Source organism: Achromobacter sp. 10T422, from assembly GCF_056394065.1.
In genome coordinates, this window is the sequence record NZ_JBFTHD010000001.1 from 647,721 (window position 1) to 668,522 (window position 20,802).

The following is a 20,802-nucleotide window of genomic DNA, read 5'->3' on the forward strand; positions in this document are numbered from 1 at the left end:
AAAGAATTCCACCGGCCTTGCACCCGCATGGTGCGTAGCAATATTTCGGTAAAGCCCTGAGGGCATCGCGGTTTATCCGCCACCCCGCGGCCCTGGCCAGGGCTTGTCTGACGCGATGCAACATGTTGTTGTCGCCCCGCACCACGGGAAAACACGAGCTATCGCGCCCTCGGGGCAACGGTAGGATGCAGCGACTCTCAATAGAAAGCGCGCCTAGCGCCCTGCCGTCGCCTCACCCATGTCCCGTTCCGAAGCCCCCGCCGAGCCTGTCGAACCGATCATCCCCGTTGAAGCAGATCCCCCCGTCCGCGTGCCGCTGGCCATCGAAGACTGGCTGGCCGTGATCCTGCTGGCGACGCTGGCGCTGATCACGTTCGCCAACGTGCTGGTGCGCTACTTCACCGACCAGTCGTTTGCGTGGACCGAAGAAATTTCGGTGTTCCTGCTGATCGTGCTGACCATGGCGGGCGGCAGCGTGGCGTTCGTGCGCAACCACCACATCCGCATCGAAATCCTGGCCGACAACGGTTCACCCCGCCGCCAGCGCATCATGGCGCTGATTTCCAACGGCTGCGTGCTGGCGTTCTTCCTGCTGCTGACCGTGCTGTCGGTGAAGCTCGTGTCCGACGAATATATCTACGAAGAAACCTCGCCCGCGATTGGCGTGCCGACCTGGTGGTATTCKATCTGGCTGCCCGTGATGGCCGCGGCGATTTCGCTGCGCACCATCGGCACGATCCGCCGCATCGCCCGGGGCGCCGACACGAAATGATCGCCACCCTCTTGTTCGTTGTCTTCATCGTGCTGATGCTGATCGGCGTGCCGGTTGGCGTGGCGCTGGGTATTGGCGGCACGGTTGCCATCGTGCTGTCCAACCTGGACACGCCCTGGTATGGCCTGTTGACCGTGCCGCAGAATTTCTACGCGGGGCTGGCCAAGTACCCGCTGCTGGCGATTCCGATGTTCGTGCTGGTGGGGTCCATCTTCGACCGCTCGGGCGTGGCCAAGCGGCTGGTGGACTTTGCCATCGCCATCGTCGGCCGCGGGCCGGGCATGCTGCCGCTGGTGTCGATTGCGGTGGCCATGTTCCTGGGCGGCATCTCGGGTTCCGGCCCGGCCTGCGCGGCGGCGGTGGGCGCGGTGATGATCACGGCGATGTCGCGCGCGGGCTATCCGGGTTCATTCTCGGCGGCGGTGGTGGCCGCAGGCGCCGCCACCGACATCCTGATCCCGCCGTCGGTGGCCTTCATCATTTACTCGGTGCTGGTGCCGGGCGCGTCCGTGCCGGCATTGTTCGCTGCGGGCATGATCCCCGGCATTCTGGCCGGTTTCGCACTGATCATTCCGGCGGTGTGGCTGTCGCGCAAATACAAGATGGGCGCGCTGGAAGCCCACCTGCCCCGCCCGCCTTTCTGGGCCAGCCTGCGCGAAGCGTCGTGGGGGCTGGCGGCGCCTGTGCTGATTCTGGGCGGCATGCGCATGGGCTGGTTCACGCCCACCGAGGCCGCCGTCGTCGCCGTGTTCTACGGCTTGTTCGTGGGCGGTTTCATTCACCGCACCATCAAGTTCCGCGACTTGTACAAGATTTTGCGAGAAGCCGCCGAGCTGTCCGCCGTGATCATGCTGGTGGTGACGCTGGCCGGCATCTTCGCGTGGGCGCTGTCCACGCTGAGCGTGATTGACCCGATCACGAACGCCATCGTCAATTCCGGTCTGGGCGAATGGGGCGTGCTATCGCTGCTGATTCTGCTGCTGATGACGGTCGGCATGTTCCTGGACGGCATTTCGATCTTCCTGATTTTCGTGCCGCTGCTGATGCCGATTGCCAACGCCTACGGGTGGGACCCGGTGTGGTTCGGCGTGATCCTGACCTTGAAGGTGGCGCTTGGCCAATTCACCCCGCCGCTGGCCGTGAACCTGATGGTGTCGTGCCGCATTGCGCGCGTGCCGATGGAGTCCACGGTGCGCTGGGTGGTGTGGCTGCTGGGCGCGATGTTCCTGGTGCTGGTGGCGGTGCTGGTGTTCCCGCAGCTGGCGCTGTGGTTGCCGAAAAAGCTGGGCTATTGAAGTGCAGGTTCTCAACACAACAACAGACACACTCGCAAAGAGAGGAGACATCGCATGAACTTCCGCAACCTGATCGGCGCCGCGCTGTGCGCGGCGGCTGCCGTCGGCATGACGCCGGTGCACGCGCAAAACTACAAGCCCGAATACAAGCTGTCGATCGTCGTGGGCACCACCTTCCCGTGGGGCCAGGGCGCCGAAATCTGGTCCAAGCTGGTGCGCGAGCGCACCGATGGCCGCATCAACATCAAGGTCTATCCGGGCACATCGCTGGTGCAAGGTGACCAGACGCGCGAATTCACCGCCATCCGCCAAGGCGTGATCGACATGGCCGTGGGCTCAACCATCAACTGGTCGCCGCAGGTCAAGCAGTTGAACCTGTTCTCGCTGCCCTTCCTGATGCCCGACTACGCTGCCATCGACGCGCTGGTGCAAGGCGATGTGGGGAAAGAGATGTTCAAGCTGATCGAAAAGGCGGGCGTCGTGCCGCTGGCATGGGGCGAAAACGGCTACCGCCAGGTCAGCAATTCCAAGCGCGAAATCAAGAAGCCCGAAGACATGAAGGGCATGAAGCTGCGCGTGGTGGGTTCGCCGCTGTACATCGACACGTTCACCGCGCTGGGCGCCAACCCCACGCAGATGAGCTGGGCCGATGCGCAGCCGGCACTGGCCAGCGGCGCGGTTGACGGCCAGGAAAACCCCCTGTCCATCTACACCGGTTCCAAGCTGTACACCGTGGGCCAGAAGTATCTGACCCTGTGGAACTACGTGGCCGACCCGCTGATCTTCGTGGTGAACCGCGAAGTGTGGAATTCGTGGTCGGAAAAAGACCGCGACATCGTGCGCCAGGCCGCGCTTGACGCCGGCAAGCAGCAGATCGTGATCGCGCGCAAGGGCGTCACGCCGGAAGACCCGTCGCTGCTGAAGGAAATTGAAGGCCACGGCGTGACGGTCACGTCCTTGTCGCCGGCTGAGCACGACGCGTTCGCCAAGGTGACGCAGCCCGTTTACGACAAGTGGAAGAAGCAGATCGGCGAAGACCTGGTCAACATGGCCGAGAAGTCCATCGCCGCACGCAAGAAGTGAGCCGCACCGTACCGACTTAGCAGCAAGCCCCAGGGGAACGGCGGCGCAAGCCGCCACACCGAGGCAGGGACGTCAGATCCCTCCCAACCAAACAGGCGCCAGCCACAAGCTGGCGCCTGTTTCCTTTTCAGGGGAGATTCGCCGATGGGATGCGATCGCAGGATCGGGTCATCGGTCTCAATGGGCGTCCATTACGCCGGATAGCTGACTTCCAGAATATCCAGCTCTTCAATGCCGCCCGGCGTGCGCAGCACCACCGTGTCGCCTTCCTTCGCCTTGATCAGCGCGCGCGCCACAGGGGAAATCCAGCTGATTTTCCCGGCCAAGGGTTCGGCTTCGTCCACGCCCACGATGGTGACCTTGTGCTCTTCGCCGGCCTTGTCCGAATACAGCACCGTGGCGCCGAAGAACACCTGGTCGCGGTTGGGCTGGATGGCCGGGTCCACGACTTCGGCAATGTCCAGGCGCTTGGTCAAAAAGCGCATGCGGCGGTCGATTTCGCGCAGGCGCTTTTTACCGTACAGATAGTCGCCATTTTCAGAGCGGTCGCCGTTGGAGGCGGCCCAGGACACCACTTGCACCACCGACGGGCGCTCGACGTTCATCAGATGCGTGAGCTCGGCGCGCAGGCGTTCGTAGCCTTCGGGCGTCATGTAGTTTTTGGTGCCTGCCGGCAGCGCTTGGGTTTGCGGCAGATCATCGTCGTCGTCGTTGTCCGACTCTTTCACAAAGGCTTTGTTCATAGCGGCTGCGCCGCAATGGCGCGATCCCAGTCAATGGCTTGCAGGATGGGCGGCGGCGCCGCCCGCGTCAGAACCAGTCGTGCCAGACTGGTTTCAAGTCGGACGGCAGCGAGGGCAGACGGCCCAGGTCGATCCGGCTTTCCTTGGGACTGTGAAAGTCCGAACCGCGCGAGGCCAGAAAGCCGTAGCGGCGTGCAACGTCGGCGTATTGGCGGGCTTCTTCGACGGTGTGGCTGCCCGTCGTGACTTCGATGCCTTCGCCGCCCAGTTGCAGGAATTCGTCGAACAGCGCGGCGAATTGCAAAGGGGTGTATTTGTAGCGGCCCGGGTGGGCGATGACGGCGCGGCCGCCCGCGCCACGAATCCAGCCCACCGCTTCGGCCAAGGTGGCCCATTGCATGGGCACGTGGCCGGGGCGGTCGTCGCCCAGGTGCTTGGTGAATACGGTTTGCACGTCGGGGCAGTAGCCGGCTTCGACCAGATAGCGCGCAAAGTGCGTGCGGCTGATCAGTTCGGGGTTGCCGGCAAAAGGCAGCGCGCCTTCGTAGGCGCCGGGCATGCCCATTTCAGCCAGCCGGTCGCCGATGCGCTTGGCGCGTTCGGCGCGGCCCGAGCGCGTCTGGCGCAGCCCTTCCACCAGCGCGGTGTTGTTCGGGTCAAAGCGCAGGCCCACGATGTGCACCGTCAGCCCTGCCCACGTCACCGAGATTTCCACGCCCGTGGCAAAGCGCATGCCTAGGTCTTCGGCCGCACGCGCGGCTTCGGCCAGGCCGCCCACTTCGTCGTGATCCGTCAGCGCCCAGACGTCCACGCCATTGCCGTGCGCGCGCTGCGCCACGTCGCGGGGCGCAAGCGCGCCGTCCGAAACGGTGGAATGGCAATGGAGGTCGATGTTCAAGGTGCGCGATGTCATCGGGCTATTGTAGAGAAGGCCCGGCGCGGTGGATAGCGCCGGGCTGTCCCCATAATCGCGGGGCGGACGGTTCGGCCTGGTCTGGTTCGGTCTGGTCCGGGCAACAAACTCAGGTCAGCAGCTCAGCCGAGCAATTCAGCCGACCCATTCAGCCCAGCAAGAACGCCGCCACCGGTTCAACCTGCGCGTCAGCGATCAGCGTGGGGGCATGGCCCACGCCCGGCACTTCCATGGCTTGGGCGCGCGGATTGCGTTTCAGCATCTCGTCAACCGTGGTGCGCGTCAGCAAGTCAGACTTTTCGCCGCGCACGATCAGCACCGGGCAAGGCGTCGCATCATAAGACCGCCACAGAATCTGTTCGCCCGCCGCCAGTTCGTCAGGGGTTTGCGCGGCCAGCGCCTGGGCCAGCGCCAGGTCATAGTGCTTGACCCACTTACCACCGTTTTCCGGGTACAGGTACTGCGCCAAGTCTGCCCATTGCGCGTCGGTATGCGGCCCAAAAGTCTCGGAATTGGCGCGCATGGTGGCCACCGCTTCTTCAAACGTGGCGAATTCGCCCGGCTCGCCCACGTACTGGCCAATGCGCGACAAGGCGCCCGTTTCCAGGCGCGGGCCGACATCGTTCAGCACCAGCTTGTCCAATTGAATGCCCTGGCCTGGCGGCAGCATGCCCGCGTGCGGGCGCATGGCCTGCATCGCGGTGGCGAAGACGGACGCGCCCGACAGCGCCATGCCGATCAGCCCGCCCATCGACGTGCCCACCCACGCCAGCCGGGCCGGCTGCAACCGCGCAATCAACGTGACCATGTCGGACACGTACTGCGGCACTGTGTAGAACGCCGGGTTGACGAGCCAATCCGACCGGCCGCGCCCCACCACATCGGGGCAAACCACCCGGTACTGGCCGGCCAGCCGGCGCGCCAGCACATCGAAATCGCGGCCGCTGCGGGTCAGGCCATGCACGCAAAGCAGCACCCGGTCGTTGGCGGGGTCGCCCCATTCCCAGTAGGCCATCCGGTGCAAACCGGCCGGGCTGGCGCAAGTGACGAAGTCCAATCGGGGCTGCTGGGTAGCGTCCACCATCTACACACTCCACAAACCGGCGCGCGCCAGGACGGCGGCACAACAGGGCGGACTAGTGTAATCGCGCTACTCGAACATGCACATGAATGGGGCGCGGCAGCCACGACGATGTCGGCCACGCGCCGCACCCCTTCCCCGTGCTGGACACTGCGCCCGCGCCTCGCTACGATCTCCCCATTCTCTTCGGCGCCCCCGGCAGGAAATTGCATTTTTCTATCGCGCCGATCCATTCATTAAATTGGAATCGGCCGCCGCTTAGGGCGAGAGTTATGAGCTTCAGGCATTGCCAGATCAGTCATCCCAAAATTGATATGGAGTCCGTATGCAGCAAAGCAGTCCTGCCTCTCCGCTGACCACCCCCGACCATTCCCCCCCCGCGGTCAGCCCCCCTCCCCCCGAACCTCCCAAAGTGCTCCAGGATGTGCTGTCGCGCGCCGACGTGCAGATCAATGGCTCGCGCCCGTGGGACATCCAGGTGCATGACAAGCACATGTACGAACGCGTGTTCGCCAGCTGGTCGCTGGGGCTGGGCGAATCGTATATGGATGGGGAATGGGATTGCGAGCGGCTGGACGAGTTGTTCACGCGGCTGCTGCGCGCCGACATGGGTTCCGCCGCGCTGGGCGTGGCGCGCATCAAGCTGATTGCCGAACACCTGCGCCACAAGCTCTTCAATTTGCAATCCAAGGGCCGCGCCTTTGAAGTGGGCGAACAGCATTACGACGCGGGCAACGACGTGTTCGAAGCCATGCTCGACAGCCGCATGATCTATTCCTGCGCCTACTGGGAAAACGCCAAGACGCTGGAAGAGGCGCAACTGGCCAAGCTGGACATGATCTGCCGCAAGCTGCAATTGAAACCCGGCGAAACGCTGCTGGATATCGGCTGCGGCTGGGGCGGGCTAGCCAAGTTCGCCGCCGAAAACTATGGCGCCACGGTCACGGGCGTGACGGTATCGAAAGAGCAATTGGCGCTGGCGCAGGAACGGGTCAAAGGCCTGCCCGTGACGCTGCTGCTGCAAGACTACCGCGACCTGCAAGGCAGCTTCGACAAGGTCGTGTCCGTGGGCATGTTCGAACACGTCGGCCCCAAAAACTACGACACCTACTTCAGCAACGTGCAGCGCCTGATGTCGACAGACGGCGTGTTCCTGCTGCACACCATCGGCATCGCGGCCACCAGCCAAAGCACCGACCCGTGGATCGACCGCTACGTGTTCCCGAACGGCAAGCTGCCGTCCGCGCGTGAAATCGCCACCGCCGTTGAACACCGCTTCATCATCGAAGACTGGCACAACTTCGGCGCCGACTACGACCGCACGCTGATGGCCTGGTGGGACAACTTCGAACGCGCCTGGCCCACGCTGCAAGCGCGTTATGGCGTGCGCTTTTACCGCATGTGGAAATACTATCTGATGTGTTGCGCGGGCTTCTTCCGGTCGCGCGAGGGTCAGCTCTGGCAAGTGATGCTGACCCACCCGCAACGTCAGGACACGTACCGCTCGTTGCGCTGAACGCGTCAGGCCGGCATTGCATCCTGGCGGATCATGTCGGCCGCGCGCTCCGCAATCATGATGGTGGGTGAATTCGTATTGCCGGACGTGATCAGTGGCATCACCGACGCGTCCGCAATACGCAGGCCTTCCAGCCCGAACACCCGCAAGCGCGAATCCACCACCGCACCGCTGTCGGCGTTCTTGCCCATCGCGCACGTGCCTACCGGGTGGAAGATGGTCGTGCCGATCTTGCCGGCGGCTTCGCGCAGCTGCGCATCTGTTTGATAGTCCGGCCCCGGCAGCCATTCCTGCGGCTGATAGCGCTGCAAGGCGGGCGCAGCGGTAATGCGGCGCACCAGCTTTATGGAATCGGCCGCCACTTGAATGTCGGCTTCCGTGCTCAGGTAATTCGCCGCGATGACGGGCGCACTGGCCTCGCCCGCCTGCACCGGCCCCTGCGCATGCACGCTGCCGCGCGAGGTCGGCCGCAGGTTGCAGACGCTGGCCGTGAACGCATCGAAACCATGCAGCGGTTCGCCAAACGCGCCCAGCGACAGCGGCTGCACATGGAATTCCACGTTGGCGCGCGCTTGCCCCGGGTCCGACTTCGCAAACGCCCCCAGCTGCGACGGCGCCATGCTCATCGGCCCGCTGCGCTTCATCAGGTATTCCAGGCCGATGCCCGCCTTGCCCCACCACGACGCTGTGATGCGGTTCAGCGTCTTCACGCCATTGACCTTGATGATGACGCGCAGTTGCAGATGGTCTTGCAGGTTTTCGCCCACACCGGGCAAGGCATGGCGCAGCGCGATACCGCTTTCGCGCAGCCGCGCGGGTTCGCCGATGCCCGACAGTTCCAGCAGATGCGGCGTGTTCACCGCCCCCGCTGCCAGCACCACTTCGCGCCGCGCGCGCACGGTCAGGCTTTTGCCATCGCGCCGTAACTGCACGCCCACGCAGCGCTTGCCTTCCAGCATCAGCTGTTCCACATGCGCGCCCGTCATCACATGCAGGTTCGGGCGCTTTTGCACGGGGCGCAGAAACGCCTTCGACGTGTTCCAACGCCAGCCGCGCCGCTGGTTCACTTCGAAGTAACCGCTGCCAAAGTTGTCGCCCCGATTGAAGTCCTGCACGCGCGGAATGCCTTCCTGTTCGGCCGCGCTGGCAAAGGCTTCCAGGATGTCCCAGCGCAAGCGCTGCGCTTCCACCCGCCATTCGCCGCCCGCGCCATGGAATTCGTCGGCGCCACGGTGATAGTCCTCGCTGCGCTTGAACACCGGCAGCACCTGGTCCCAGCTCCAGCCGGGGTCACCGGACAGCGCCGCCCAGTCTTCATAGTCTTCACGCTGGCCGCGCATGTAGATCATGCCGTTGATGGACGAGCAGCCGCCCAGCACGCGGCCGCGCGGATAGATCAGTGAACGCCCGCCCAGCCCCGGTTCCTTCACCGTGCGGTACATCCAGTCGGTGCGCGGGTTGCCGATGCAGTACAGATAGCCCACCGGAATGTGAATCCAGTGGTAGTTGTCGCGCCCGCCCGCTTCCAGCAGCAGCACCCGCGTGTTCGGGTCCTGGCTCAGCCGATTGGCCAGCACGCAGCCGGCCGAGCCTGCGCCGACGATGATGATGTCGTATGTCTCCATAAGCTCTTCTTATCTGGTTTTATCCGGCGCCCCCCAATCGAAGGCCGCCGTCACGATGAGCCGACCCGGCTGCGTCGCGTGCGCGCGCGCCGGGCATCTGGCAAGACTCTGGCGCAGCGGCCCGCAACTGTCCAATGAAATGTTGAAAACCGGTTTATAAGCATCTTTAATAATGCTCATCCCCCGATTCCGGACATCGCCATGGACCTGAAGCACATCCGCACCTTTGCCGCCGTGGCCCGCGAAGGCAATCTGACGCGCGCGGCCGAGCACCTGCACCTGACCCAGCCGGCGCTCAGCTTGCAACTGAAGAACTTTCAGGAATCGCTGGACCTGACGCTGTTCGCGCGCACCGCGCAAGGCCTGGCGCCCAACGCCGATGGCCGCGCGCTGCTGCCGTCGGCGCAGCGCATCCTGGACGCGCTGGACGATTTCCAGCGCGCCATCGGCGCCTTGCGCGACACGGTGCAAGGCGAGTTGCGCATCGGCACCATCCTGGACCCGGAATTTTTACGGCTGGGCGCGACCCTGCAATACCTGGTCGAGCACTACCCGAAGATCCGCCCCACGCTGCGCCACGGCATGTCCGGCTCGGTGGGCCGGCAGGTGCGGGCGGGGGAATTGGATGTGGGCTTCTTTCTGGGGCCTGCGGGGTCCCAATGCGGACCGGGGCTGGACGCGCTGCCGCTGGCGTCGTTTGCCTATTACGTGGTGGCGCCCAAGGGCTGGGGCGCGCAGGTGGCCGGACGCGGCTGGGCGGAAATTGGCGCGCTGCCGTGGATCTGGACCCCGCCAGATTCCGTGCACCATCGCCTGCTGGCGGACAAGTTCGATGCGCTGGGCATCGCGCCCAACGCGGTGGCAGAAGTGGATCAGGAAGCGTCGATGCTGGACCTGGTGCGCTCGGGTGTGGGGCTGTCGCTGGTGCGGGACTCCATCGCGCTGCGTGAGTCGCAGGCCAACGGCTTGCTGCTGATCAAGGGGCTGTCGATTCAGGCCGAGCTGTCATTCATCACGCAGGCGCCGCGCCGTGCCGACCCGCTGGTGGCGGCCGCGTTTGCGGCGGTCGAGGCGGCGTTTGGATAGCCGCCCCGAGCAGCACGATTCTCAGCCCCGAGCCGCACGGTTCTCAGTCCCGAATGCCGGCTTGAACCCACGTCCCCAGCCCCCCCCGCTTTTACACGGCCGCCGACGCCGAACCGCCCGCACGCAATGACGCGGCCTCCTCAGCCGTGAACGCACGCGTCGCCAAGGCTTCGGGCGCGGGATGCGTCGCCAGCTCACGCAGCGCCGGCACGGGTTGGGCGAGCTTGGTCAAATCCGGACGCGGACGGCGCAAGGCGTCGCTGGCCGCAAACGCCTGCTCCATCGCATGGCCGCACGCCAGCACGCGCGCATCGCCGCGATGCGGGCCGATGACTTGCAGGCCGAATGGCATGCCGCGTTCGTCCACGCCGCACGGCAAAGACAGCGCCGGGTTGGCCACCAGCGTCACCACGTAGGTCAGCCCCAGCCAGTGGTAGTAATTGCGCGCAGGCTTGCCTTCGATGGTCTGCGCATACAGCTCCGACCACGGAAACGGCGACACCGGCGTCACCGGCGACAGCACCAGATCGTAATCGCGGTACAGCGCTTGGAAACGGCGGAACAGGCGCGTCTGCTCCAGATGGCTCCAGGCGCGGTCGGCCAGCGTCATGTTGGCGCCGATCTCGTAATTGGCGCGCACGTTGGGGCCGAGCAAACCAGGATCTTTTTCGTACGTGTCGCGAAACGCGGCGACGAAGCTTTCGGCGCGCACCACGTCAAAGCAGCGGTCGGCCTCGCCCATGTCTATCGACACCGGATCGCAGCTGCGGAACAAATGCCGCATGGCTTCGATCTTGGCGCGGAAGGTGCGGCGGATATCGTCGTCCACCGGGCACACGCCGAAGTCTTCGGTGTAAGCCACGCGCAATGACCCCAAGTCCACCCGGCCCGGCACCGCGTACAACGCGCCGTCATCGGAATACGACAACGGGTCCAAGGGATCAATGGCGACGGTGGGCGCCATTTGCAGGCAGGCATCTTCGACGCTGCGGCCCATGGGGCCGACGACAGAAATCGGCGTCCAGCCCAACTGGCGGCGGTCAACGGGAATCAAGCCCGGTGATGGCCGAAAGCCCACCACGCCGCACTTGGCGGCGGGGATGCGCAGCGACCCGCCGGTATCCGACCCGGTGCACAAGGGCAGCATATCGGTGGCCAGCGCCGCAGCCGAACCGCCTGATGAGCCGCCCGCGTTCAACATGGGGTTGAAGGGGTTGCCGGTGGCGCCCCAGACGGGGTTGCGGGAATTGGCGCCCGCGCCCATTTCCGGCACGTTGGTCTTGCCCACCACAATGGCGCCGGCCGCCCGCAAGCGCGCCACCAGAATGTTGTCGGCCACCGGCACGTTTTCGCGGAAGTTGGGCGACCCGTAAGTGCTGAGCAGGCCGCCCGTATCTTCCAGGTCTTTCACGCCCAGGGGCAAGCCATGCAGCGCACCCAGCGCATCGCCGCGCATCACGGCCGCTTCGGCGCGCCGCGCTTCGTCGCGCGCGCGGTCAAAGCAGGTGGCCGTCACGGCATTGATGGCCGGGTTCACCGCCTGGATACGGGCGATGCAGGCATCCAGCAGCTCCACTGGCGACAGGCTGCGGGCGCCGATGCGCCGGCGCAGTTCAACCGCGGACAGCGACAGCAGATCGTTGGAATGGCTCATGCAAAAATCCTTGTCAGTCTTGAAAACAGCGCGGGGACGGCCATGACCCCCCCCCGGGTGTTGCGCGGCATGCCCGGCGCGGCGGGCATGCCTTGCGAAGCGTGGGAGCAGGCTTACTGTGCCTTGATCCCCGCGCGTTTGGCAATCTGCGCGAAGCGCGGCGTTTCTTCAGCGATGATGCGCGCGACCCCCGCGCCGTCCATCGGCGTGGGTTCAAAACCGCTGGCGCGCAACTGGTTCTGGGTGTCGGGGTCTTGCAAGGTCTTGGTGATGGCGGCGTTCAACGTCGCGACCACATCCGCTGGCACGCGCTTGGGCGCGAACACGGCAATCCAGGTGTCCATGCTGACGTCCGGGTAGCCGGCCTCGGCCACCGTCGGCACGTCCGGCAGGAAGCCGGAACGCTGCGGCGTGGTCACGGCAATGGCCTTGACCTTGCCCGATTTGATCTGCGGCATGGCCGACACCACCGTATCGAACAAGACCGGAATCTGGCCGCCGATCAAGTCCGTCATGGCCGGCGAACTGCCCTTGTACGGAATGTGCGTCATGTGCGTGCCGGCGGCTTCCTGGAACATCTCGCCCGCAAAGTGCGACACCGTGCCAATACCGAACGAGCCATACGAAAACTTGTCGCCCTGCTTGCGCGCGGCGTCCACCAAACCCTTCACGTCTGAATACGGCGTCTGCGGATTGGCGACGATGATCAACGCCGCGCGTCCCACCATGCCCACCGGCTGGAAGTCTTGCGACGGGCTGTACGGCAGCTTGTCGTACACGGCCGGGTTCACCGTAAACGTCGTGCCTGAACTCAGCAGCAGCGTGTAGCCGTCGGGCTCAGCTTTAGCCACCGTCTGCGCGCCCAGAATCGTGCCTGCGCCCGCCTTGTTCTCGACGATGATGGACTGCCCCAGTTCCTGCCCCATGCGCTTGGCGATGATCCGGCCCAGCACGTCGCCCGCGCCGCCCGGCGGAAAGGGCACGATCAGCTGAATCGGCCGTTGCGGATACCCGGCGGCCTGCACGGCCCCGGCGCTTGCGGCCAAAGCGATGGCGGCGCACGCCACGGCAAACTTCCTGCGTTGCATGAACATGGTTATTTTCCCCTTGTTGTTCAATTGGTCTGAGCAGAAGTCACAGCAAATAATGCGTTGAAAGCCTGGGCCTAGCCCCCGGGTGCCTTGCGCAGCCGCATGGGCGACAGCAACGACGGGGCCACGCCCTCGTCGATCAGCGCGTCCGGCAGCGGCTGCCCGGTCAAGAGCGCCGCCGCCATCGCCGACACGCCCGCCGCCGACTGAATGCCATAGCCGCCCTGCGCCGCCAGCCAGAAAAAGCCCGGCTGCGCCGCGTCAAAACCCACCACCAGATCGCCGTCCGGCACGAACGAACGCAGCCCGGCCCACACATGGGCGGGCCGGCGGATCGTCAGCGTGGTGGCTTCTTCTATGTGATAGATGCCGGTGGCCACATCCAGTTCTTCGGCCACGACATCGTGCGCGTCGACCGGGTCGGCGTTGGCGGGCGAACCCAGCAACTGGCCCGCATCCGGCTTGAAATAGAAACTCTCGTCGATGCCAACCACCGCCGGCCACGCCGTGCAGTCCACGCCTTCGGGCGCGGCAAACGTGAAGGCGCTGCGGCGGCACGGCTGCAAGCCCACCGGGGCCACGCCGCAACGCTTGGCCACTTCATCGGCCCAGGCGCCCGCGGCGTTGACGACGATGCCGGCGTCAAGATGCGTGCCGTCCGTCAAGGTCAGCGCCCACCGGCCATCCTCCTGCCGCGCGCCCGACGCGACTTCGGCGTGGCAATGCAGCACCGCGCCATGGCGGCGCGCGCCCGCCAGAAAACCCTGGTGCAGCGCATGCACGTCCAAGTCGCGCGCGTCGGGTTCGAACATCGCGCCGCCCGCCACGGCCTCGGGCCGCAGGCATGGCACGCGCGCCAACGCGTCATCGCCATCCAGCAATTCCACATTGCCGGCCAGCGCCCGCGCGGCCTCGAAACTGTGGATGAGCGTGTCGCGCTGCGCTTGGCTGGCGATATACAGGCAACCGCGATCCTGAAGAATCGGGTGCTCGGAAAAGCCCGCCGGCGGCTGTTCGTAGAACGCGCGACTGGCGCGCGTCAGCGCCTGGATCTGCGGCGTGCCATAAGTTTCCATGAACATCGCGGCGGAGCGGCCCGTGGAGTGATAGCCCGGCTGCGACTCACGCTCCAGCAGCAGTACACGGAGCGGAACACGGAGCGGAACACGCGGCGGCGGCTCGGTTTCCGCAGCCAACCGGTAGGCCAGCGACGCGCCAGCAATGCCGGCCCCCACGATGACAACATCAAACTGCTGCGTGCTCATGATGCCCTTCAGAATTCTCGTATATGAGAATTCTCGGATATGACAAAATACTCGTCAACCAAAAAAGGCTGGCGAAAAACACGCTAGCCCGTGCCGCTAAGGGAAAGCACCGATATGGCCCCCGTTCGCCCGCCCTCGCCCGCCGCCGACATCCTGGCCGACCGCAGCAGCCTGGGCGTGCGCCTGCGCGCGCTGCGCAAATCGCGCTCGATGACGTTGAAGGCGTTGTCGGCGCTGACCGGCGTGGCGCTGTCCACCCTGTCGAAGATGGAACTGGGCCAGGTATCGATCAGCTACGCCAAGTTCGCCGCCGTGGCCCGCGCGCTGGACGTGGATATCGCGGAACTGTTCGGCCCCGTCGAACACGCCGACCCCGCTGACGCCGCGCCCAGCGCCTTGCGCTGCACGCTGGCCGACGCCCCCGGTTACCTGACCGGCACCTACGACTACAAACTGCTGGCCGGCCAATACCCGCGCCGCAGCATGACGCCCATGTACGGCCGCATCCTGGCCCGCGATGCCTCCGAGTTCGAGGACTACATGCGCCACGCCGGCCAGGAATTCCTGGTGGTGCTGGAAGGCGAAATCGAGCTGCGCTTCGAGAACGGCGAATCGATGCGGCTGGCCAAACACGACACGGCCTACTTCGACAGCGGCGTCGGGCATATCTATTTGTCCTGTAGCGCCGCCCCTGCCGAAATCATGGTGGTGATGACGGGCGGACACGACAGTTAACGCGTCAGGCACGGGGTTTGCTGACCCTGCGGATCATCCCCTGCAGGCAGACCCCGATGACCGCATCCAAGCCCGATATCCGCAAGGGGCAATATTCCGGCCCGCTTTCGCGCGACACCTTCACGCTGCGCTTCATGCGCCGCTTTTACGACCCCGCGTTCAAGGCTGAAATAGAGGCGCTGGCACGGTTGGAAGCCATCGCGTGGGATGCGTACCAAGACGGCCGCAAAGCGCCCATCACCGAGAAAGCCGGTGCGGGCTACGCCGACCCGGACTACGACCTGTCCGTGGAATGGAAAGACGCGCACGATCGCCTGGAGCAAGCCGCAAACGTCCAGCGCGACCCCGGCACCCGTTCGCGTGTGCTGATCGTCATCGGGTCCGCCCGCAACGACGGCACCTGTCCGGGCGAAGTTTCAAAAAGCTGGCGGCTGGCGGGGTTGATGCAAGCCGAAGTGGAAAGCGCGGGCCTGCAAGCCGACATGCTCGACCTGAGCCGGCTTACGTCGGAATACCAGTATCAGATCCATGCCTGTAAAGGCTGCGTGTCGTCGGCTATGCCGCTGTGCCATTGGCCGTGCAGCTGTTACCCCAACCATTCGCTGGGGCAAGACAACGATGCCATGAACGATATCTATGAACAATGGGTCGCGGCGCACGGCGTGATTCTGGTGGCGCCCACGTATTGGTACCAATCGCCCAGCCCGTTAAAGCTGATGATTGACCGCCTGGTGTGCGCGGATGGCGGCAACCCAGATCCCACAACCACGTCCGGCAAAGATGTGGAAAAGGCAAAGCAGCTTGAATTGGCCGGCTGGCCCTACCCCAAGCACCTTGCCGGCCGCGCTTACGGCGTGGTGGTGCACGGGGATGTCGCCGGCATCGAAGTGCAGCGGCGCGCGCTGTGCGACTGGCTTGACTGGATGGGGCTGATCGATGCCGGGGCCATGGCACGGCTGGATCGCTACATCGGCTATTACGAACCCTACGCCACCAGCCACGCCGACCTGGACCACGATCAGGCGGTGCAGGAAGAGGTGCGCAATGTGGCGCGCGCCATGGTCAATTGCCTGCCCCGTTTGCGCTCGGGCGAACTGGCCCCGGCGGATGAAGGCCTGCGCAGTCCCCGGCCGAAATAGGTGAGGCCCATGCCGAAGCCGAACGTGAAGAACGACGACAACGAACAGCACGCAAAACGGGAACAACCACCGCCTGCAAAGTCGCACGCGATCACGCGCTTCTTCGACCACTTTGCCGCGCACGTCACCAAATGGGCGGGGTCGCCAACCGCGTTCGGCGCCGCGCTCATCGCGGTGTTGATATGGGCCTGCACCGGCCCCGCCTTTGCTTATTCAGAAACCTGGCAACTGGTCATCAATACCGGCACCACCATCGTGACGTTCCTGATGGTGTTCCTGATCCAGCAGAACCAGAACAAGGACGCCCGCGCCCTGCACCTGAAGCTGGACGAATTGTTGATCGCGCTGAAAGGCGCCGACGAAGGATTGGTTGACGCCGAGCAACTGGACGAAGACAAGCTGCTGGCGCTGGCTGCGGCCTGCACGGCGCGGGCCCGCGCGCAGGCCCGCGTCGACCGCAGTAAAGGGCGCCGGTCGACGTCAATAAAAGGCGCAAAGAAAACCGTGCGCGGCAGCCTGCGGGTGCGCCGGCGAGTGATGCGCGTGGGCAAGACGGCCACGCCCTAGCCGCCCGCCCCTGCCCCATCAATCAGAATTCCGCCGTCACCGACAACAGCACGGTCAACGGTGCGCCGACGGTCAGGCCTTCACGCGCGGCCGACTGCCAGTAATTCTTGTTGAACACGTTTTCCACCGTGGCCCGCACCATCATCGGCGTGCCGTTGGCCTTGAACCCGTAGCGCGCGCCCACATCGAAACGAGTCCAGCCGGGAATTTCCTGCGTATTGCCCACGTCCACGTATTGGCGACTCGTGCGCAGCATGCGGGCCGTCAAGGTCAGGCCTGGCAGAAAGGGCGTATCCCATTCCGCCGCCGCATTGAACTGGAACTGCGGCACGGCCGGCGCGCGGTTGCCGTCGTTCACACCGCCTTCCGTGCGAGTCAGACGCCCATCGGTATAAGCCACGCCCCCCAGCAGGCGCACGCCTTTCGCGGCGTCGCCTTGCACCAGGAATTCCAGGCCACGGTTGCGTTGCTGCCCATTGGACACGTAGCGGCGGGTGGCCGGGTCCAGGAAACTGCTGGGGTTCTCGATCTGGAACGCGCTGAGCGACGTGGCGAACTGGCCGAAGTCGACCTTCGCCCCCACCTCGACTTGTTTGGAGATGGCAGGCGCAAACATTTCGCCCGCGTTGACGGCGCCTTCGGGCGCGGTGCCGCCCTGGCTCAGGCCTTCGATGTAGTTGGCGTACAGCGAAAGGGGCTCAATCGGCCGAACCGTCAATGCAAACGCGGGGGTGACGGCCGACTTGTCGTACTCGGACGTGTGCCGCCCCGTAGCCGCGTCGAAGTTGGTCGACTTCACCTGTTGATGCCGCACGCCGGCAATGAACTGCACCCGGTCGTCAAACATCGAAAGCGTGTCCGCCAAGGCCACGCTGTACAGGCGCGACTCGCTCGTGCGGGGCAGGTCGCCGGGGCGGGCAATGTTCGGCTTGGGCAGATCAACCGGATCATAAATATTCGAGAACACCGTGCGCGAACGGATGCGGGCGGACGAATAGTCGATGTCCAGCGCGCTGGCGCTCAGCGCGGGCTCGTGCTTGATCGCGCCGGTATGGAAGCGGCCGCGCACGCCGACCTCTGCCGTCTTGCTCAGCAACGACTCGTTCAGGCGCGCCGGCACGGCGCCAATATCGCCATTGCCATCCAGCATCAGCCAGCTGGTTTGCAGGCTTTCGAAGTCGTGCTTGCGCGCACCCACCGCGCCGTACACGGTCCAGTCCGGCGACAAGTCATATTCAGCGCGCAGCGCGCCCGACCATTCCTTGGTTTTCCAATACGTCCACGACGGGAAGAAGTTGCCCCGCGCATCGGGCGCCCGGCCAATGGCCACGCCCGGCTCCGGCGGGAACAACAAACCGCTGCGCGCGTCGGTATTCCGGTTCTGATAGTTGATGTCGCCTTCCAGGCGGAAACGCTCGGCCTGGTAATCCAGGCCGAGGGCTACCGCGCCCAGGCTTTCTTTCGAGCCATCCATGGGCAGGTCGCCACCGCTGCCCGCCACGTTCAGCCGCACGCCCCATTCCTGGGTATCACCATAGCGGCGGGCCAGATCGGCATGCACGCCAAACTGGCTGTCGCCAATGTAGGACAGGGTGTAGCGGTTCAGCGGTTCGGCCCCCGCGCGTTTGGGCACCAGGTTGATCGAGCCGCCCACGGACCCATAGGGCGCCATCCCGTTGAGCAAGGCGTTCGGGCCGCGCAGCACTTCCACGCGCTCCACACCAATCAAAGAACTGGAATTGCGCGGCGACACGCCATACAGGCCGTTGAACGACACGTCGTAATTGAACAGCGTGAAGCCGCGAATGTTGAACTCGTCGCGGCCCGCCCCGCGCGAATAGGTGTTGCGCACCGACGGATCATTGACCAGCACATCGCCAATGTTCTGGGCCTGCTGATCTTCGATCAGCTTGGACGTGTACTGCGTCACGCTGAACGGCGTGCTCATGTCGTCCATATTGCCCAGCAGGCCGACACGGCCGCCGCGCGCCACCTGGCCGCCGGCGTACTCGGGCGGCAACCCGCTGGATAGCGCGCTGCCGGTGACGGTCACCGTATCCAGCACGGTGGCGCCTGCTTCTGGCGTCGCGTTCAAGCGAAATTGATTCGGCGCCTGGCGCGTGGCGCTCAAGCCTGTGCCGACCAAGGCCTGGCGCAGCGCGTCCGCTCGCGAGTAGTTCCCCCGCACGCCGCCGCTTTGGCGGCCCGCCACCAGGTCTGGTGCCGCGGCCAGCAAGATGCCCGATTCATTGGCCAGCCGCGCCAGCACGTGGTTCAACGCGCCCGGCGGGATATCGAACGACAAGACGTCCGACGTTTGGGCGGCGCCCGCTGACGCCGCTTGCGCCCGGGCTGGCTGATCCCAGGCCGCAAGCGCCACGACTAACGCCAGCGGCAAGCCCAAGGCTCGCGCCCCGCTGCGGGTCAACGCCATGGGGCGAGCGGGCGCGGCGGCGAACGCCGTGCGGGAAAGAGGGGTGCGATGGGGCATGACTGGCCTGTGCTCTCGTGCGAAGGAAGGTAAGGAAAGAGAGGGGCGATACGCCGGCCAAACCTCGGGCTCGGCAGACTCTCACTATCCTTAATCGAACGAGATGGCGATTTCCGGAACCGCTAGATGCAGATTTTTTCTTTCAGCCCCGCGGTTCAACGCTGATCCACCAGGGCAGCGTGCGTTGAACGCGAATCGGCAGCACCGACGACAGCATGTCCAGCGCCCGGTCGGCATCGTTGATGGGGTAGCTGCCGAACACGCGCATGCGCGCCAATTCCGGCGATAGCCCCACATGGCCATAGCGGTAACGGCGCAACTCCGCCACCACTTCTGAGAGCGGCGTGTTGTCGGCCACCAGCACGCCATGCGCCCAGGCTTCGTGCGCCGGATTGGCGGGCGCCATGGTTTGCAGGGCATGGGCGGTGAACCGGAGCTGCTGGCCCGCCGGGACGATGCCCGTCGCATGTGAGCGCGCGGCGTCGACGCGCACCGCGCCTTCAAACACCGTCACCAAGGTATCGCCAGCGTCCTGGCGCACGGTAAAGCGCGTACCCAGCGCCTGCAGACGCCCTTGCTCCGTATCCACCAGGAACGGGCGCAGCGGATCTCGGCCCGTATCGATCAGCATTTCACCGGCCACTAATTGCAGCCGGCGCTGCGCTGGGTTGAAGTCCACGTTGAATGCGCTCAGCGCCTTGAGCCAAACCTGGGTGCCGTCGGGTAGCGCGACGCGCGCAGTTTCGCCCACGCCCGCGCGATGGTCCGCACCCCACGTCGACGCCATGACAGGCAGCGCCGTGTGCCGCCACGCGCCCCAGCCCAAGCCGCCCGCGGCCAGGCCAGCCAAGCCCAGCAGCACGGCGCGGCGCCTGCGCGGCGCCCCGTTCGCCGCCTGGCCAAAGGCCCTGACCGCCGCATCGCGGTCCGGGCTGGCATGCAAAGGTTCAAAGCGACGGCCCACGCGTTCCACATAACGCCATGCCTGCTGGTGCTCCGCCGCGTTGTCCAGCCATTGTTTCCACTTGCGCTGCTCAGCCGCAGACGCCGACCCGGTACGCAACAAGGCGTACCACTCGGCCGCCTGCTCCATCACCTGGTGCGACGGTTCCTGCCCAGACGCCTCGACCCGGCCCATCACGCCAGCGCCAAGTCTGTGCCGCCAGCGGCCAGCCGCGCTTCGAGCTTCATGCAGCACAACATGGCCTGCGCCACGTACTTGCGCACCATCCGGGATGACACCTTCAGCACGGCCGCGACTTCGTCGTCGGTCATTTCGCACGCCACCGCCATCACGAATGCGTGCGCCGCCTTGGGCGGCAGTTCGCGCAGCATCGCGTCGATCTCGCCCAGCGCCTCAAGCACCATGGCCTGCTGTTCGGCGGACGACGCCGTCGGCTCGGGTTGCGCGGCCAACTCTTCCAGCCAGGCCTGCTCCAGCGTGCGGCGGCGCCACAGGTCCACGCACATGCCGTTGGCCATCTTGCGCAAATAGGTGCGCGCCTGCTTGGCGTCATCAAAGTGGCAGGGCCGCGTCAGCAGGCGCACAAACGCGTCATGCGCCAGGTCGGCCGCATCCGCAGCGTTGCCCAGACGCCAGTTAACCCAAGCCAGCAGCCAGTGGTGATGGTTGCCGTACAGCTGCTCGAATTCCTGCGACACACTTTGCGATCCACTCACGATCTTGCCCGCTCCTGACCCGACGCCCTGCGCCCGTTCTTGCCGCAATTCAGCATCAATGTGAAT

At 65.2% G+C, this 20,802-nt stretch carries 18 protein-coding genes; 8 read left to right on the plus strand and 10 right to left on the minus strand.

Going from position 1 to position 20,802, the window contains the following annotated elements; all coding sequences use genetic code 11:
* The first annotated feature begins 238 nt into the window (after positions 1-238).
* The 3 genes from AC1DB0_RS02715 to AC1DB0_RS02725 are packed head-to-tail and all read left to right on the plus strand — an operon-like array spanning position 239 to position 3,150.
* Entirely contained in the window at positions 239-772 is a 534-nt protein-coding gene (locus tag AC1DB0_RS02715; RefSeq protein WP_054425273.1) for a TRAP transporter small permease, read from the plus strand.
* On the plus strand, positions 769-2,067 hold the full coding sequence (locus AC1DB0_RS02720) for a TRAP transporter large permease (protein WP_054425271.1): 1,299 nt from the start codon (positions 769-771) through the stop codon (positions 2,065-2,067). The genes AC1DB0_RS02715 and AC1DB0_RS02720 overlap by 4 nt, the downstream gene beginning before the upstream one ends.
* A gap of 54 nt (positions 2,068-2,121) precedes the next feature.
* Complete coding sequence (locus AC1DB0_RS02725; RefSeq protein WP_054425269.1) at positions 2,122-3,150, plus strand: DctP family TRAP transporter solute-binding subunit; 1,029 nt, start codon at positions 2,122-2,124, stop codon at positions 3,148-3,150.
* Between the two features lie 191 nt (positions 3,151-3,341).
* On the opposite strand, the gene greB is transcribed toward AC1DB0_RS02725, so the two are convergent.
* The 3 genes from greB to AC1DB0_RS02740 all read right to left on the minus strand — a co-directional run bounded on the left by greB (position 3,342) and on the right by AC1DB0_RS02740 (position 5,890).
* Positions 3,342-3,893, minus strand: coding sequence for a transcription elongation factor GreB (greB, locus tag AC1DB0_RS02730; RefSeq protein WP_447982000.1), 552 nt, complete (start codon positions 3,891-3,893; stop codon positions 3,342-3,344).
* A gap of 67 nt (positions 3,894-3,960) precedes the next feature.
* Positions 3,961-4,806 (minus strand): 3',5'-nucleoside bisphosphate phosphatase, encoded by an 846-nt coding sequence (locus tag AC1DB0_RS02735; protein ID WP_054425266.1) that lies wholly within the window; start codon positions 4,804-4,806, stop codon positions 3,961-3,963.
* Positions 4,807-4,954: 148 nt separating this feature from the next.
* Entirely contained in the window at positions 4,955-5,890 is a 936-nt protein-coding gene (locus tag AC1DB0_RS02740; RefSeq protein ID WP_476756625.1) for an alpha/beta fold hydrolase, read from the minus strand.
* Between the two features lie 322 nt (positions 5,891-6,212).
* On the opposite strand from AC1DB0_RS02740, the gene cfa reads away from it, so the two are divergent.
* Positions 6,213-7,403 carry a cyclopropane fatty acyl phospholipid synthase gene (cfa, locus tag AC1DB0_RS02745; RefSeq protein ID WP_156336737.1) on the plus strand — a complete coding sequence of 397 codons (1,191 nt, stop codon included), beginning with the start codon at positions 6,213-6,215 and terminating at the stop codon, positions 7,401-7,403.
* Positions 7,404-7,408: 5 nt separating this feature from the next.
* On the opposite strand, the gene AC1DB0_RS02750 is transcribed toward cfa, so the two are convergent.
* Positions 7,409-9,028: a GMC family oxidoreductase gene (locus AC1DB0_RS02750; protein ID WP_476756624.1), complete on the minus strand. Its 1,620-nt coding sequence runs from the start codon at positions 9,026-9,028 to the stop codon at positions 7,409-7,411.
* A gap of 201 nt (positions 9,029-9,229) precedes the next feature.
* Between AC1DB0_RS02750 and AC1DB0_RS02755 the strand changes: the two genes are divergently transcribed.
* A complete protein-coding gene (locus AC1DB0_RS02755) occupies positions 9,230-10,114 on the plus strand; it encodes a LysR family transcriptional regulator (protein ID WP_346550407.1) in 885 nt (294 codons plus the stop codon).
* Between the two features lie 91 nt (positions 10,115-10,205).
* Here AC1DB0_RS02755 and AC1DB0_RS02760 read toward each other — a convergent pair whose 3' ends face one another.
* The 3 genes from AC1DB0_RS02760 to AC1DB0_RS02770 all read right to left on the minus strand — a co-directional run bounded on the left by AC1DB0_RS02760 (position 10,206) and on the right by AC1DB0_RS02770 (position 14,127).
* On the minus strand, positions 10,206-11,768 hold the full coding sequence (locus AC1DB0_RS02760) for an amidase (RefSeq protein ID WP_476756623.1): 1,563 nt from the start codon (positions 11,766-11,768) through the stop codon (positions 10,206-10,208).
* 113 nt (positions 11,769-11,881) lie between these two features.
* Complete coding sequence (locus AC1DB0_RS02765; RefSeq protein WP_082387152.1) at positions 11,882-12,862, minus strand: Bug family tripartite tricarboxylate transporter substrate binding protein; 981 nt, start codon at positions 12,860-12,862, stop codon at positions 11,882-11,884.
* Positions 12,863-12,933: 71 nt separating this feature from the next.
* Positions 12,934-14,127, minus strand: a complete 1,194-nt coding sequence (locus AC1DB0_RS02770; RefSeq protein WP_476756853.1) for an NAD(P)/FAD-dependent oxidoreductase — start codon at positions 14,125-14,127, stop codon at positions 12,934-12,936.
* Positions 14,128-14,238: 111 nt separating this feature from the next.
* Here AC1DB0_RS02770 and AC1DB0_RS02775 point away from each other — a divergent pair, with 111 nt between their 5' ends.
* Genes AC1DB0_RS02775 through AC1DB0_RS02785 form a run of 3 tightly spaced genes read left to right on the plus strand, consistent with a single transcriptional unit; the run spans position 14,239 to position 16,565 of the window.
* Positions 14,239-14,859 carry a helix-turn-helix domain-containing protein gene (locus tag AC1DB0_RS02775; protein WP_054425254.1) on the plus strand — a complete coding sequence of 207 codons (621 nt, stop codon included), beginning with the start codon at positions 14,239-14,241 and terminating at the stop codon, positions 14,857-14,859.
* A 56-nt stretch (positions 14,860-14,915) separates the two neighbouring features.
* Positions 14,916-15,998, plus strand: coding sequence for a flavodoxin family protein (locus AC1DB0_RS02780; RefSeq protein WP_476756622.1), 1,083 nt, complete (start codon positions 14,916-14,918; stop codon positions 15,996-15,998).
* A gap of 9 nt (positions 15,999-16,007) precedes the next feature.
* Positions 16,008-16,565 carry a low affinity iron permease family protein gene (locus AC1DB0_RS02785; protein WP_476756621.1) on the plus strand — a complete coding sequence of 186 codons (558 nt, stop codon included), beginning with the start codon at positions 16,008-16,010 and terminating at the stop codon, positions 16,563-16,565.
* Positions 16,566-16,587: 22 nt separating this feature from the next.
* Here AC1DB0_RS02785 and AC1DB0_RS02790 read toward each other — a convergent pair whose 3' ends face one another.
* From AC1DB0_RS02790 to AC1DB0_RS02800, 3 genes are all read right to left on the minus strand, one after another.
* Positions 16,588-19,056: a TonB-dependent siderophore receptor gene (locus AC1DB0_RS02790; RefSeq protein ID WP_476756620.1), complete on the minus strand. Its 2,469-nt coding sequence runs from the start codon at positions 19,054-19,056 to the stop codon at positions 16,588-16,590.
* Between the two features lie 142 nt (positions 19,057-19,198).
* Positions 19,199-20,194 (minus strand): FecR domain-containing protein, encoded by a 996-nt coding sequence (locus tag AC1DB0_RS02795; protein ID WP_476756619.1) that lies wholly within the window; start codon positions 20,192-20,194, stop codon positions 19,199-19,201.
* Positions 20,194-20,739: a sigma-70 family RNA polymerase sigma factor gene (locus tag AC1DB0_RS02800; RefSeq protein WP_420865329.1), complete on the minus strand. Its 546-nt coding sequence runs from the start codon at positions 20,737-20,739 to the stop codon at positions 20,194-20,196. The genes AC1DB0_RS02795 and AC1DB0_RS02800 overlap by 1 nt, the downstream gene beginning before the upstream one ends.
* Between the last annotated feature and the right edge of the window lie 63 nt (positions 20,740-20,802).